Below are 14,184 nucleotides of genomic sequence, written 5' to 3'. Positions count from 1 at the left end.
GGCAGCCCGGCGGCAACGGCCGGATTTCGGCCATCCCTGAGGGTTCGGTTTCGCGCACAATCCCGACCTCCGCACAGGAACCGGATCGCGAGCCGCCTCGGAATGCGGCCCTCTTGCGGCCCGGCCACGGCATCGCCATGCCGTTGTCCGCAACCCGCCACACTGCGTCTCTAGATCCAGGGTGAAACCAACTACACAAGGTCTTTGCAGAATGCATCGAAACCCCGGCTTCCGACTGCCCAGCCTGTCCACCGCCCTCTTCGCCTTCGTCACCTTCTTTGCCCTCGTCGGATTCGCGGCCATGGCGCTGCTCGCGGAGCGCCGCCTCGAATCCGTGGAAAGCGGGGTGCAGTCCGAATCCGTCTATCTGCGGGGCGAGGCGCTGCGGATGAACTTCGCCAAGGCGCTCGGCCGGGAATGGAACTCGGTCAAGGCCGTGGCGGGAACGCTGCGGATGCATTCGATCGACGCGGCGCGGCCGCGACTGACCGCGATCTCGCGCATCTCCGACTCGATCGCCTGGGCCGGTATCGCGGATGCGAGCGGAAAGTTCGTCGCCTCGTCGCGGCCGCTTCTCGAGGGGCAGGACGTGTCCGGATCGCTGTGGTTCCGGCGCGGTCTCGGCGGCAACTTCATCGGCGCGGCGGAAGCCGACGACCGGCTGGCGCGGCTGGTCCCGGCCGAGACGGATGGGCCGGTGCAGTATCTCGACCTCTCCGTCGCCATCCACGACGACGAGGGGCGCGCCGAGGGCGTTCTGATCTACCGGCTCAACGTGGCCTGGATCCAGAACTACCTCGTCGAGAGCGCCGAGGTCCTCGATCTCGACCTGTTCATGGTCGACGGGCGTGGGCGGGTGCTGTTCGAACATACCGAGGAATTCGACCAGCCGCTGTCGCCGCGGGCGCGGCAGGTCGTGGCCTCGGGTCAGCAGGGCACCTTCCGGGTCGCGCAGGATGCGGATCACGACGCCTTCCTCGCGCTGCTGCCCAAGGTGGTGACCGGCGAGATGGCCTCGCTCGACTGGCGGCTGGTGGCGCGGGTGCCGACCCGGATCGCGGGTTTCGGCCTCGGCAGCTTCGTGCTCTCGGCCGATATCCTGTGGCTGCTTCTGGGCTTCGGCACGGCGCTGCTCTTGGGCACGGCGCTGTTCAGCCGCTATTTCCTGCGGCCGCTGCGGGTGCTCTCGCGCGAGGCGCAGGCCATCGCCGAGGGCCGCGACACCTATCCGGCCGAGCAGCACAGCAGCCGCGAGGCCGAAACGCTCGCCAGCGCCATCGTCCGGATTCAGAGGGCCTGATCGTCGCCGATGGGTGACGCCGCGCCGTGGATCGGCGCGGCGACGCACCGTCGCGATTGTCCTCTGCCTCCGGCTTCGAAAGACCCCTCCGAAATATCGGCAACACGACTGGCCCGGATCACCGCCGATCCGGCCGGACCGCCATCGACAAGGATGCCTCCCATGCGCCTCACCCGCCTCGTTCTGGGCCTGATCCTGATCCTCGTCTCGATCTGGGTGATCCTCGGGGAACAGCTCGGCGGCACCAGCGCCAACGCCATGGTCAACGCCCGGCTGGCGACGCTGCGCAGCCCGATCGCCGGCACCGTCGCGATGCCCGATCTCGCGCTTGGCGCGACGATCCGGCCCGGCGAGGAACTGGCCTCGGTGAACGACCCGCATGTCGACCGGATCCGGCTCAACGATCTGGTGCTGGAATGGCAATACGCGCAGGCCGAGCGCGACCGGCTGCGCGAGGTGATCGACGAGACGGCGCGGGCGATCGAGACGCTCTCGGTGCGCGCCGCCCGCTTCGGCCGCGGCAAGACCCGCGAGGTCGAGATCCGCCTCGCCCATGCGCGCGCCCGCCTCGCCCTGCTCGAACGCCAAGCGAATGACGGGGCGGCGCGCGTCGCCGCGCTGGAGCCCGAACTGCCGAAGGAGCCGCAGGCCACAGGCACGGTTACAGGTTCGCAGGCCGCCACCGACGCCGCACCCGAGATCCTCCTGCCCGATCTGCCCACCGATCTCGCCATCGCGCTCGAACATGCGCGCGAGGAGGTGGGCGTGCTGCAATCGGCGCTTTCGGCGGCGCGCGACGGCGTGTTCCTCGTCGACGGGGTCAATGACAGCCCCTTCGCGAGCCAGCGGCTGGCCGAGCTTCGGGCCCGGAACGACGGCTTCGAGGCGGCCTATCGCGCACAGCTCCGGCAGGTGCGCGCGCTCGCCTCGCGCATCACCGAGGAGCGGGTCAGCGTCAACCGGCTCGGCGAGGCCCCCCTCGCCGCGGATTTCGAGGGCCGCCTGTGGGAGGTTCTGGCGCATGACGGCGAGAACCTGCAACGGGGCGAGCCGGTGCTGCGGCTGCTGGACTGCGAAAGCCTGATCGTCACCGGCTCGGTCAGCGAGAGCGTGTTCAACGCGCTGCGGCCCGGCGATGGCGCGAAGTTCCGGCTCTCGGGCTCGGGCGAGGTGTTCGAGGGCACGGTCGAACGGCTCGCGGGGGCCGGCGCGGCCTCGCTCTACGACACGCTCGCGGTGGCGGCGGGGCGCGAGCATCTGGAGCGCTACGACGTGGCCGTCAGCGTGCCGGGGCTGCGCGATCTCGACGGCGGCGCCTGCCCGGTCGGCCGCACCGGCCGGCTGTTCTTCGAAAGCCGGCCGCTCGACTGGCTGCGCGGCCTGCTGTGATGGCGCCGCATGCCTGGCTGAGCGAGGCGCAGTCGAGCCTGGCGCTGATGCTGCTGAGCTACGGCATGGTGCTGCTGCTGCCCTTCTGGGTCGATCCGAAGCGCACATGGCATCGGTCGCTGATGCTCGGGGCCATGATCGCGCTGGCGCTGCGCTATATCTGGTGGCGCGGCGCGGCGACGCTGGCCCCGGTCGGCCTCGACCTCGATTTCGCGGCCAGCCTGACGCTCTACCTGCTCGAGGTCATCGCCATGCTCGGCTCGGTCAACGCCGCCGTGATGCTGTCGCGGCGCCTCGACCGGCACCGCGAGGCCACCGCCAACGCCACGTGGTGGGGCCGCCGCGCGCCCAAGGTGGCGCTGATGATCGCCACCTACAACGAGGATCGCGAGATCCTCGAACGCTCGATCGTCGGCGCGCTCTCGGTCGACTGGCCCGATGTCGAGGTCCTAGTGCTCGACGATGGAAAGCGCGACTGGCTCCGGGCGTTCTGCGCCATGCATGGGGTGCGGCACGTCACCCGCCCCGACAATGCCCACGCCAAGGCCGGCAACATCAACCACGCGCTCGAGCTGCTCGCCCAGGAAGACCGGCCGCCGGGTTTCGTGGCGATCCTCGACGCCGATTTCGTGCCGCATCGCGACTTCCTGCGCCGCGCCGTGGCGCTGTTCCACGACCCCACGGTGGGGCTGGTGCAGACGCCGCAGCACTTCTTCAACGCCGACCCGATCCAGCACAATCTCGGCCTCGCGCGCTCCTATCCCGACGAGCAGCGCTTCTTCTTCGATCACGTGCAATCCTCGCGCGACGCCTGGGGCATCGCGATCTGCTGCGGCACCTCCTCGGTGATGCGCTGGAGCGCGCTGCGCGAGATCGGCGGCTTTCCGACCGACAGCGTCACCGAGGACTACCTGCTCAGCCTGACTCTGCAGGAGCGCGGCATCCGCACCGTCTATCTGAACGAGCCGCTGACCGAGGGGCTCGCGCCGGAGGGGGTGGGCGAATACATCACCCAGCGCGCCCGCTGGTGCCTCGGGCTGATGCAGATCGCGCGCGGCCGGCTCGGGCCCTTTTCGCGCAACGGGCTGCGGCTGCGCGACCGCTGGAGCGTGATCGACACCATGCTCTACTGGATCGGCAGCTTTCCGTTCCGCCTCGCCGGGCTCAGCTTTCCGCTGCTCTACTGGTATTTCGGCGTCATCGTCGTCGACGCGGAGGTGGCCGAGGTCCTGTCCTATTTCGGCGTCTACTACGTCTGGTCGCTCGGGGTGCTGAACATCCTGTCGCGCGGGACGGTGGTGCCGGTGCTGCACGACGTGAGCCAGATCGTCGGCGCGATCCCGATCACCCGCGCCGCGCTGCACGGGCTGCTGCGCCCCAAGGGGCACAAGTTCAAGGTCACCGCCAAGGGCGGCGACCGCAGCCGCATCGTGGTGCAATGGCGGCTGATGATGCCGTTCCTCGTGCTGCTGGTGCTGACGCTGGTCGGGCTGATGCTCGGCAGCGCCTTCGACGGGATGCACCGCGCCGAGGCCGGCGACGGCATGCGGGTGGTGCTGTTCTGGACCATCTACAACATCTTCGTGCTGGCGCTGACGGTGATCGCCTGCATCGAGCTGCCGCGCCACGAGCGCCATGTCGCGGACCGGCCCGAGCGGGTGATCTTCGCGGCGGGCGAGCGCCCGCAGCGGCTCTGGCTCGCCTCGCTCACTCGCGACACGGCGCGGATCCGCGGGGTCGTCTACACGCCCGGCACCCGCGGCGTGCTGCGCATCCCCGGGGTCGGCGACATGCGCGCCACGGTGATCGCCGCCACGCCCGACGGCGCGAGGCTGCATCTGTGGCCCGAGGACGAGGTGCACGCCGCGCTGCTGCGCCGGTTCTACACCGAGGGCGCCGCGCCGGGCGTGGTCGATGTCAGGCTCGGCCAGCTCCTCGGCGACATCGCGCGGCGGCTGAGCTTCAGCAGCCGGGACTAGACCCTTTTGCAGACCGCCATTCCCCCAGACCCAAGGACACCCCATGCATCGCACCCTCCGCCGTACCGCCCTCGCCCTGCTGCTCGGCTGCGGCCTCGCCCCCATCGCGGCCCATGCCGACGGCGAATACCTGCAACTCGATCTCGGTCCCGAGGACCGCACAGCGGTGGTGAGCTTCGAGCGGAGCGGCGTCTCCGCCGGAGCGCTCTGGTCGCGCTATACAGATGGGGGCGCGGTGGCCTTCTCGCTCACCGGATCGCGGCAGGTGGCGCCTTGGGGCCGCCCGGTGACGCTGCGCCTCGGTCCGACGCTGCGCTTCGACGACGGTGCCTCGATCGGCGCCAAGCTGGTGGCCGAAAGCTACACCTCCACCGGCTGGGGCGGCGTCTTCGCGATCGGCGAGATCAACAGCATCGACTGGTCCTATTTCTCGATGCTCGAAGCCACCCACCAGACCAGCGGCCTCGGCCTGGCGCTGGTGCTGACCGGCGACGACACCGGCTATGCCGAACAGAGCCTGGTGGCGAGCAAGCGGCTCGGTCGGTCGGACTGGCGGCTGCGGATGGGCTATGGTTTCGACGCGCGCGAGATCTTCGTGGGCGTGGCGCTGAACACGTTCTGAGGGGCGTCCGCACCGGGGCCGAGCGGGCATGAGCATGCTGCATGACAGCCCTGTTCAATCGGCAGGGCGAATCCCGTGACAGGGCGATCGCGCGGGACTATGTGCCCGGCTCCAGCCACCTGATTTCGCAAAGGATCACGCCCGTGTCCGCCACCGTCACCGCCACCCCCGTTCTCACTGCCGCGCCCGCCGGTTTCGTCGCGCGCCTGCGCACCGCGCTGCGCGGCTGGTTCGCCCGGAGGCAGACGGTCTGCGACCTTGCGCTGCTCTCGGACGAGGATCTCGCGCATCTCGGGATTTCGAGCCGGGAGATCCACGACATCCGCCGCATCGCCCGTTTCGAGGCGCCCTTCACGCCGCGCCCGGCCGAACCGATCATGCCCCGGACCTCGCCGCTGGGCCTCCTGACCTCGGCCGCGCTGCGCCGCTGACATCCCGGCCCGACCCGATACCGGCGCTCGCGATCCGTTCGCGGGCGCCGCTTGATTCCCGGGCGACATCCGGCCCGTTCAGATAAGCCCGCGCATCTGCGCCGCATGCACCGCCTCGGCGGTGGTGCGCGCGCCCAGCGACAGCCGGGCCGATTTCAGCCGCGCTTTCAAGGCGCTCTCGCTGATCCCGATGATCGCCGCCGCCCGCGTGTGACGCTCGCCCTCGGCCATGAGCCGCAACGCCTCGCGCTGCGCGTCGGTGAGGCTGACTGTACCCGGGGGGCCGGCATGCAGCCGCATGATCACCTCGAGCGCGCGCTGTCCTTCATCCTCCGTAAAGGGGCGGTCGTGCCGGGCCAGCCCGCAGAACGAGCGCGTCTCGGCGTTTCCGGTCGCCACGGTCATGCCATGCACGAGGCCATGCGCCCGGGCATCCGCGATGACGCCGCTGTGGTCGCGGCTCACCAGATCGGCCCAGTGCACCACCCCGTCGTGACCGAGGGCCCAGCCGATCGCCGGATCGCGCAGGAAATAGGATTTACGCTCGTAGGTATCGCGCCATTCCGGCCGCAGGCAGTTCTCGACATGGGTGGCCCGGCCGCGGCTGACCCGGAGCACCGCCGAGAACCCCGCCGGGGCCAGCTGGGCAAGTTCGAAGAAGTCGTGCGGGGCATAACTGTGCAACAGCATCGTCATTGGCAAAAAAGCCCTCCGAAGGGGAAAAATCGGTACGCTACCGGACATACACTCTCCGGTTGAGTTCTAGCAAAGGCTAGGCCGAACGAAGTAGCAAGTTACGATCCTAACACAACCAAATACACGTTTTACGTGTGTTCCCAAATTGCAATCACTCATAGGGAGAACAAAGAAGGCTCAGAAGGGGCGGTCAGCTCTACCGAATGGAGCAACACCTATCACACCGGTTAGGTTTCGCCCGTAGCAGGAACAGCTAAATATGGCAGGTATTATAAGGCGATCCGTCGGGCGACGCCGCAAGCCGAGGACATTGGTCCCGGGGCAGGTGCCTCCCCTTCCGGCGGATCCAAAGAGGACACGAGCAGACCATGATCCAGCCGCAAACATCGCTCGTCTATTTTCGCCACCGCGATCTCGCCGAATGGTATGAAATTGTGCAGATGCAGACCGTGGGCGAAGCCGGGATCGCGCGCCGCCGGGCCCTGATCGGCGCGCTGAGTGATTCGGACATCTCCGAATGCCGCGATGCCGACCTGCTCCGCGCCGTCGCCGATCTGCTGAGCCATGCCCATCAGCGCGGCGATGCGGTTTCGGCCGATCTGATCCGCTGCCTGCCGCAGCCGCGCCGCGCACGCTTCGCTGCCGCCGCCGAGGCGCAGGTGGCGCAGCTCTATCTGAGCGCTCCCGATCTCGACGACGATCTCGCGATGCTGCTGGACTGGGCCCAGGCGAGCTGATCGAGACACGTCGCAGCACTCGCGCAAATTGAGGCCCTAAAGCCCTGAGGGCGCGGATGGACAATGCGGGGCGCTGGTCCCGGTCCGCTCGAAGCCGAGAAGCACCGCATGGCGGCTGCTACGACCCGAGCCGCCGTGCGGCCTCCGGCAAAGCGCTCACCCCGCGCAGAAAGGCGCTTGCCTCGCGCCGCTCCGGCCACACCCTTTGCTGCCTACGCAACAGGGGAGAACCACATGGCCGATCGCATCCTATTCATCACCGGTGCGTCCTCCGGCATCGGGGCTGCCACCGCCCGCGCCGCCGTGGCGGCAGGCTGGCATGTCGGGCTGATGGCGCGCAGCGAGGACAAGCTCGCGGCCCTCGCCGAGGAGCTGGGCGACCACGCGCTCGCGCTTCCGGGCGACGCCACCGATCTGGGCGCGCAGGAGGCGGCGGTGGCCAAGCTGGTCGCCGCGAAGGGCGGGCTCGACGCCGCCTTCGCCAATGCCGGAACCGGCCTCGACACGCCCGGCACCGAGGCGGGCGATCCCGAGGAATGGCGCCGGATGATCGATCTCAACATCATGGCGCTACTCTATACCGCGCGGGTGGCGCTGCCCGAGCTGAAGCGGCGCAAGGGACATCTGGTGCTGACCGGCTCGGCGGCGGGCAAACGTCATATCGCGGGCTCGATCTACGGCGCGACAAAGTGGTTCGTGCATGGATATGCGGGCAACATGAGCGAGGAGATGCGCGAATGGGGCGGCCGTTGCACGGTGATCGCGCCCGGCATGGTCGACACGCCGTTCTTCTCCGAGCCCAAGCCCGGCAAGATCCGCCCCGAGGACATCGCCCGGGCGGTGGTCTTCGCGCTCGAGCAGTCCGAGACCGCCGATCTGCGCGAGATGTTCATCATGCCGACCGGCTGATCCCGCGAGGGACCGGCGCTCAGCCCAGCTCGCCCTTGGGCGGCGCCGCGATGGTGTGGAACTCGGAGCCGTAGCCGACGATGCAGCTGACCCCGGTAGGGTCGGTCAGAAGCACAGTGTAGCTGCCGTTTTCGGGGTTCGACCAGATCTCGAGCATCCGCTGCCGCGTCTCGCTCGTGGTTTCGAGACCGGCGGCGGTGAGCGTCTCGGAATAGCGATCCTTGAGCCGTTCCACGATGTGATCGCGCGGGGCACAGCCCATCGCCGCCGCGGGCGGCGCGGTGGCTGCCATGCCGAACAGGAGCGCGGTGGTCACGAGCCGTTTGAACATCCAGACCTCCAATTCCGCAGTGCGGAGGAAGAGGGGGAGATGCTGCGGAGACCACCGCCCCCTCATACCAGATATGGGGCGTCCCGCCGCGATGTCCAAAACACGTGACATCAACTGATGCGGAACGCCCCGCGCCGGGTCAGGGCATTTCGACTTCGCCCGTGACCATGTTGGTGTAGTCCGCGCCTTCGCCGCCGGCGTCGAAGGTGCCGCCGCCGCTGGCCTCGGCCCATTTGCCGGTGCCGCCCACGACGCTCCAGTCGCCCGAGACGCGCCCCTCCTCGCTCATCCCCGTGGCGGTCCACGCCATGACGGCGTGATCACCATCCGCATCGGTGTAGTGGCAATTGCCGCTGCCGCTCACCGCGCCGGCTTCGACCAGCGTGGCACCGAAACAGGAGCCGGACAGGCTGGCGAAGGGGCTCTCGGGATCCTCCGTCTCGAAGCCGTCATAGCTGGTCCGGTTGTGCACCACCACGAGGCCGTCGCTGACCGGCATCTGCATGGTGTCCGAACTGCCCATGCCGGTGCCCTTGACCATCACCGTCTCGGCCATCGCGCCGGATGCGGTGACGAGGGCCGCGAGACCCATGATCGATAAAAGCCGTTTCATCGTGAATCCTCCCACAAGGCGGTCCCGCGGCGGGCGCGGAACATGGCCCAGCCTATCACGAACAGGACCCATCGGGGGCGTTAACGCGAAACGGCGGCCCCCGCGTGGGGACCGCCGTTTCGATCTGCCCGCTGTCAGGGGGGCGGATGTATGGGTCGCGATCAGGCGGCGCGGGCGGCGTCGCGGGCGATCTGGTTGATCATGCCGCGGGCGATGCCGAGATCGGCGAGGTCGCGGTCGGTCAGCAGGCTCAGCTCGCGCTGGGTCTGGCGGTAGACGCGGTTGCGCTCGATGGCGGCCTTGACGCGGGCGGTGATCGCGGTGAGGCCGTTGGTCTCGGTGTTGAAGGTGGTGCGCTGGTCGACGGTAGCGTAGCTCATCTCAGTATCCTTGATCTTCGGGTCCGTGTGGCCCTTGTCTCGGGCCTGATCGATGCGGCGCCCATCGCCGCCTCGTTGACCCCTAATTGGTAGCGTTAACGGCCGAGCACCACCCCGCTTCGCCGTAACCCCGCCATGCAGCCACTGCATGCGCCGATCAGCGCCCGCCGGTCCAGTCCAGCACCACCTTGCCCGAGGAACCCGAGCGCATCGCGTCGAAGCCCGCGACGTAGTCATCGATCCCTATCCGGTGGGTGATGACGCCGCGCACGTCGAGCCCGTTCTCCAGCATCGCGATCATCTTGTACCAGGTCTCGAAGATCTCGCGGCCATAGACGCCCTTGATGGTGATCGCCTTGAACACGATGCGCGACCAGTCGACCGGGCTCTTGCCCGGCGGGATGCCGAGCATGGCGATGCGCCCGCCCATTACCAGCCGCTCGACCATCTGGTCGAGCGCGCGTTGGTTGCCTGACATCTCGAGCCCGATGTCGAAGCCCTGCTTCATTCCGAGGCGCGGGACGATTTCGGCCAGATCCTCCTCGGCCACGTTGACCGGCACCACATCGGCCACCTGTGCGGCCAGCGCGAGGCGCTCGGGGTTGATGTCAGTGATCACCACGTGGCGCGCGCCGACATGGCGCGCCACCGCCGCCGCCATGATGCCGATCGGCCCGGCGCCGGTGATCAGCACGTCCTCGCCCACGAGGTCGAAGGAGAGCGCGGTGTGCACGGCGTTGCCCAAGGGATCGAGGATCGCGCCGATCTCGTCGTCGATGGCATCGGGCAGCGGCACAACGTTGAAGGCCGGCAGCCGCAGGTATTCGGCGAAGGCGCCCTGTTCGTTGACGCCGATGCCGCGGGTTTCGGGGTCGAGGTGGAACTTGCCGGACCGGCTCTGGCGCGAATGCTTGCCGATCAGGTGCCCCTCGCCCGAGCAGCGCTGGCCGATCTCCAGATCGGTCACGTTGCGGCCCAGCTCGACGATCTCGCCCGCGAATTCGTGCCCGGTCACCAGCGGCACCAGCACGGTGTGCTGCGCCCACTCGTCCCAGTTCCAGATATGCACGTCGGTGCCGCAAATGCCGGTCTTGTTGACCCGGATCAGCACGTCGTCGGGACCGATCTCGGGCACCGGCACGGTCTGGCGCCACAGCCCCGGCTCGGCCTTCGCCTTGACCAGCGCGGTCATGCCGTTGGGGCGGCTCATCCGATCACGCCCAGATCGCGGCCCGCCTGCGCGAAGGCCGCGAGCGCCGCGTCGAGATCCTCGCGGGTGAGCGCGGCGTTCATCTGGGTGCGGATCCGGGCCTTGCCCTTGGGCACGACCGGGAAGAAGAAGGCCGAGACATAGACGCCCAACTCGTCGAGGCGCGCGGCCATCGTCTGCGCCAGCTTGGCGTCGTGCAGCATCACCGGGATGATCGGGTGCTCGCCGGGCAGGATCTCGAAGCCGAGATCGGTCAGCCCCCTGCGCCAGTATTCCGCGTTCTCGAACAGCTTGGCGCGCAGGTCGTCGCTCTGCTCGATCAGGTGCAGCGCCTCCAGCCCCGCCGCGCAGACCATCGGCGGCAGCGCGTTCGAGAAGAGGTAGGGCCGCGCCCGCTGGCGCAGCAGGTCGATCACCGGCTGCGGCCCGGCGATATAGCCGCCGATCGCGCCACCAAGCGCCTTGCCCAGCGTCCCGGTCAGCAGGTCGGCCTTGACCCCGAAATGCGCAGGCGTTCCGGCCCCCTTCGGCCCCATGAAGCCGGTGGCGTGGCAGTCATCGACCATCAGCAGCGCGTCGTAGCGGTCCGCCAGCGCCCGGATCTCGGCGAGCCGCGCGAGGTAGCCATCCATCGAGAACACGCCGTCGGTGGCGATCATCACGTGGCGCGCCCCGGCTTCGCGGGCCTCCCGGAGCTTGGCCTCGAGGTCCTCCATGTCGGAATTGGCGAAGCGGTAGCGCTTGGCCTTGCACAGCCGGATGCCGTCGATGATCGAGGCGTGGTTCAGCGCGTCCGAGATCACCGCGTCCTCGGGGCCCAGGAGCGGCTCGAACAGCGCGCCATTGGCGTCGAAGCAGGCGGCGAAGAGGATCGTGTCGTCATGGCCGAGATAGGAGGCCAGCCGCTTCTCCAGCTTGCGGTGCAGATCCTGCGTGCCGCAGATGAAGCGCACCGAGGCCATGCCATAGCCGTGCCGGTCGAGCGACGCCTTGGCGGCGTGGATCAGGTCGGGGTGATCGGCGAGGCCGAGATAGTTGTTGGCGCACAGGTTGATGACCTCGCGGCCGTTCAGGTCCACGCGCCCGCCCTGCGGCGAGGTGATCTCGCGCTCGGTCTTCCACAGCCCCTCTTCGCGGATCTCCGAAAGGCGGGTCTCGATGTCTTGCAGAAAGCGGCTCATGGAGGCTCCTTTCAAGGGCACGGGCAGGCCACGAGTCTATGCCCGCCCGCGCGGCTTGCAAGCTCTGCCGCCACGGCAGCGCTCAGCCGAGCGCCACCAGCCGGATCTCGCCATCCCATGCCGCGCCGAGCCGCTCGGCCGCCTGCCACGCCCGAAGCCCGGTCCGGCAGCACAGCACGGCGCGCGCGCCGACGGGCGGGCGCGGGCCATCGGGACCGAACGCGGCCACCGCGTGGCGTAGGGCGTGGCGGCAGGGCGGCGGGCCCTCCTCGGGGGCGCGCAGATCCACGACGAAATCATCGGCGGCGATGTCCCCCGGCGCGATGAAGCGCGGCGCCCGCGCGGGCTCGGCAGCGGCCGAAAAGCCGAAGCCGCCGAAGCGCCATGTCGCGGCGTCGAAGCTCGCGAGTCGTCCCAGCGGCGACGGCGCCATGCTCGAGAGCTGCGCCAGAGCCATCTGCGCCTGCAGCGCGCCGACGACCCCCACCACCGGCCCGAGAACCCCCTCCTCGGCACAGGAGCCCATCCGCGCCGGCAGGTCGGGGAATACCGCCCGCAGGCTCGGCGCGCCGTCGCAGAACCCGCCCGCATAGCCCGACAGGCCGGTGACCGAGGCGCTGATCAGCGGCAGCCCCGCCGCGAGGCAGTGATCCGAAGCGACGTAGCTCGCGGCAAAGCTGTCGGCGCAGTCGATCACCAGATCGACGCCCTCGCACAGCGCCGCGACATTGCCAGGGTCGAAGCGCTCGACCAGCGGCTCCACCACCGTCTCGGGGTTGAGCGCGGCCATGCGCCGGGCCGCGACCACCACCTTGGGCCGGTCGATATCGACCATGCGAAACAGGGTCTGCCGGTGCAGGTTGCTCGCCTCGACCCGGTCCGGATCGACCAGCCGGACATGGCCGAGACCCGCCCCGACCAGATATTGCAGCACCGGCGCCGCCAGCCCGCCCGCGCCGATCACCAGCGCATGCGCCTCGCGCAGCCGGGCCTGCGCCGCTCCGCCGAAGCCGGGCACCGCGACCTGTCGCGCGTAGCGGTTCATCGCACGGCTCCGATCCAGTCGCGCACCCGGCCCTCCGGGTCGGCGTTCAGCGTGATGTCGGTCACCGCCGAGACGATGTCGGCCCCGGCGGCGAAGGCCTCGGGTGCCCGCGCGACCGAGAGCCCGCCGATCGCAACGAGGGGAATGTCGCCCACGAGCCGCTTCCACTCGGTGAGCCGCTCCACCCCCTGCCGCTCCCATTTCATCTTCTTGAGGATCGTCGGCCAGACCGGCCCCAAAGCCACGTAGTCGGGGTCGAGCGACAGCGCCCGCTCCAGCTCGGCCCGGTCGTGGGTGCTGATCCCCAGCCGCAGCCCGGCGCGGCGGATCGCGGGCAGATCGGCGCTGTCGAGATCCTCCTGCCCGAGATGCAGCCAGTCGCAGCGCAGATCGATCGCCGCGCGCCAGTGATCATTGACCACCAGCGTCGCGCCATGCGCCGCGCAGAGCTCGCGACCGCGCGCAAGCTGCGCGCGGATCTCGGTGTCGGCGCGATCCTTCAGCCGCAGCTGCACCAGCTTCACGCCCAAGGGCAGCATCCGCTCCAGCCACGAGACGTCGTCGAAGATCGGGTAGAACCGGTCGAGGCTCATGCGAGGAATGCCTTGCCGATCAGCGGCGTCGAGGGCGCGGCCATGTCGCGCGGCTCCATCGCGCCCGCCTCGAATCCCAGCCGCCCGGCCTCGACCGCGCGCGCGAAGCCCTCGGCCATCGCGGCCGGGTCGTCGGCCTTGGCGACGGCGGTGTTCAGAAGCACCGCGTCATAGCCCATCTCCATCGCCTCGGCGGCCTGGCTCGGACGACCGAGGCCCGCATCGACCACCAGCGGCACGTCGGGGAACTGCGCCCGCAGGGCGCGCAGCCCGTAGCGGTTCGCGAGCCCCAGCCCGGTGCCAATCGGCGCGCCCCAGGGCATCAGCACCTCGCAGCCCGCGTCGAGCAGCTTCTCCGCCAGCACCAGGTCCTCGGTGGTGTAGGGGAACACCTTGAATCCCTCGGCGCTCAGGATCGCCGCCGCCTCGACGAGGCCCCATGGATCGGGCTGCAGCGTGTCGGCATGGCCGATCACCTCCAGCTTGATCCAGTCGGTGCCGAACAGCTCGCGCGCCATGCGCGCGGTGGTCACCGCCTCGCGCGCCGAATGGCAACCGGCGGTGTTGGGCAGGAGCCGCACCCCCAACTCGCGCACCAGCGCCCAGAAATCCGCGCCCTCGCCCGCCGCCGCCTCGCGCCGCACCGACACGGTGGCGATTCCCGCGCCGGAGCGGCGGAACGCCTCCGACAGCACCTTCGGGGAAGGGTATTGCGCCGTGCCGAGCATCAGCCGCGAGGCGACCGGCGTGCCGTAGAAGCCGAGCATC

At 69.4% G+C, this 14,184-nt stretch carries 16 protein-coding genes; 7 read left to right on the top strand and 9 right to left on the bottom strand.

The window, feature by feature from the left end:
• Positions 1–211: 211 nt before the first annotated feature.
• From ACRAQ3_RS17635 to ACRAQ3_RS17615, 5 genes are all read left to right on the top strand, one after another.
• Positions 212–1,300 carry a HAMP domain-containing protein gene (locus tag ACRAQ3_RS17635; RefSeq protein WP_432256700.1) on the top strand — a complete coding sequence of 363 codons (1,089 nt, stop codon included), beginning with the start codon at positions 212–214 and terminating at the stop codon, positions 1,298–1,300.
• 162 nt (positions 1,301–1,462) lie between these two features.
• On the top strand, positions 1,463–2,689 hold the full coding sequence (locus tag ACRAQ3_RS17630; RefSeq protein WP_432256699.1) for an HlyD family efflux transporter periplasmic adaptor subunit: 1,227 nt from the start codon (positions 1,463–1,465) through the stop codon (positions 2,687–2,689).
• Entirely contained in the window at positions 2,689–4,668 is a 1,980-nt protein-coding gene (locus ACRAQ3_RS17625; protein ID WP_432256698.1) for a glycosyltransferase family 2 protein, read from the top strand. The genes ACRAQ3_RS17630 and ACRAQ3_RS17625 overlap by 1 nt, the downstream gene beginning before the upstream one ends.
• 43 nt (positions 4,669–4,711) lie before the next feature.
• On the top strand, positions 4,712–5,290 hold the full coding sequence (locus tag ACRAQ3_RS17620) for a hypothetical protein (protein WP_432256697.1): 579 nt from the start codon (positions 4,712–4,714) through the stop codon (positions 5,288–5,290).
• A 41-nt stretch (positions 5,291–5,331) separates the two neighbouring features.
• Positions 5,332–5,721, top strand: a complete 390-nt coding sequence (locus tag ACRAQ3_RS17615) for a DUF1127 domain-containing protein (protein ID WP_432256696.1) — start codon at positions 5,332–5,334, stop codon at positions 5,719–5,721.
• Between the two features lie 78 nt (positions 5,722–5,799).
• Here ACRAQ3_RS17615 and ACRAQ3_RS17610 read toward each other — a convergent pair whose 3' ends face one another.
• The gene (locus tag ACRAQ3_RS17610; RefSeq protein ID WP_269396822.1) at positions 5,800–6,411 is read right to left on the bottom strand and encodes an autoinducer binding domain-containing protein; all 612 of its coding nucleotides are present in this window, start codon (positions 6,409–6,411) and stop codon (positions 5,800–5,802) included.
• Positions 6,412–6,785: 374 nt separating this feature from the next.
• Here ACRAQ3_RS17610 and ACRAQ3_RS17605 point away from each other — a divergent pair, with 374 nt between their 5' ends.
• A complete protein-coding gene (locus ACRAQ3_RS17605) occupies positions 6,786–7,154 on the top strand; it encodes a hypothetical protein (RefSeq protein WP_269396823.1) in 369 nt (122 codons plus the stop codon).
• Between the two features lie 234 nt (positions 7,155–7,388).
• Complete coding sequence (locus ACRAQ3_RS17600) at positions 7,389–8,063, top strand: SDR family oxidoreductase (protein WP_432256695.1); 675 nt, start codon at positions 7,389–7,391, stop codon at positions 8,061–8,063.
• A 19-nt stretch (positions 8,064–8,082) separates the two neighbouring features.
• Here ACRAQ3_RS17600 and ACRAQ3_RS17595 read toward each other — a convergent pair whose 3' ends face one another.
• The 8 genes from ACRAQ3_RS17595 to ACRAQ3_RS17560 form a co-directional block, all read right to left on the bottom strand.
• Positions 8,083–8,394: a hypothetical protein gene (locus ACRAQ3_RS17595; RefSeq protein ID WP_269396825.1), complete on the bottom strand. Its 312-nt coding sequence runs from the start codon at positions 8,392–8,394 to the stop codon at positions 8,083–8,085.
• A 139-nt stretch (positions 8,395–8,533) separates the two neighbouring features.
• Positions 8,534–9,007, bottom strand: a complete 474-nt coding sequence (locus tag ACRAQ3_RS17590; RefSeq protein ID WP_269396826.1) for a hypothetical protein — start codon at positions 9,005–9,007, stop codon at positions 8,534–8,536.
• A gap of 161 nt (positions 9,008–9,168) precedes the next feature.
• Positions 9,169–9,387 carry a DUF1127 domain-containing protein gene (locus ACRAQ3_RS17585; RefSeq protein ID WP_269396827.1) on the bottom strand — a complete coding sequence of 73 codons (219 nt, stop codon included), beginning with the start codon at positions 9,385–9,387 and terminating at the stop codon, positions 9,169–9,171.
• A gap of 157 nt (positions 9,388–9,544) precedes the next feature.
• On the bottom strand, positions 9,545–10,597 hold the full coding sequence (gene tdh / locus ACRAQ3_RS17580; RefSeq protein ID WP_432256694.1) for an L-threonine 3-dehydrogenase: 1,053 nt from the start codon (positions 10,595–10,597) through the stop codon (positions 9,545–9,547).
• Positions 10,594–11,778 (bottom strand): glycine C-acetyltransferase, encoded by a 1,185-nt coding sequence (locus ACRAQ3_RS17575; RefSeq protein ID WP_432256693.1) that lies wholly within the window; start codon positions 11,776–11,778, stop codon positions 10,594–10,596. The genes tdh and ACRAQ3_RS17575 overlap by 4 nt, the downstream gene beginning before the upstream one ends.
• A gap of 82 nt (positions 11,779–11,860) precedes the next feature.
• The gene (locus ACRAQ3_RS17570; RefSeq protein ID WP_432256692.1) at positions 11,861–12,823 is read right to left on the bottom strand and encodes a HesA/MoeB/ThiF family protein; all 963 of its coding nucleotides are present in this window, start codon (positions 12,821–12,823) and stop codon (positions 11,861–11,863) included.
• Positions 12,820–13,416: a thiamine phosphate synthase gene (locus ACRAQ3_RS17565; protein ID WP_432256691.1), complete on the bottom strand. Its 597-nt coding sequence runs from the start codon at positions 13,414–13,416 to the stop codon at positions 12,820–12,822. The genes ACRAQ3_RS17570 and ACRAQ3_RS17565 overlap by 4 nt, the downstream gene beginning before the upstream one ends.
• On the bottom strand, positions 13,413–14,183 hold the full coding sequence (locus tag ACRAQ3_RS17560) for a thiazole synthase (RefSeq protein ID WP_432256690.1): 771 nt from the start codon (positions 14,181–14,183) through the stop codon (positions 13,413–13,415). Before ACRAQ3_RS17560 ends, ACRAQ3_RS17565 begins: the two co-directional genes overlap by 4 nt.
• Between the last annotated feature and the right edge of the window lies 1 nt (position 14,184).

The organism is Limimaricola sp. AA108-03 (assembly GCF_050847355.1).
GTDB lineage: Bacteria > Pseudomonadota > Alphaproteobacteria > Rhodobacterales > Rhodobacteraceae > Limimaricola.
The sequence above is the reverse complement of the archived record's forward strand: the minus strand, read 5'-3'. Positions and strand labels throughout refer to the sequence as shown.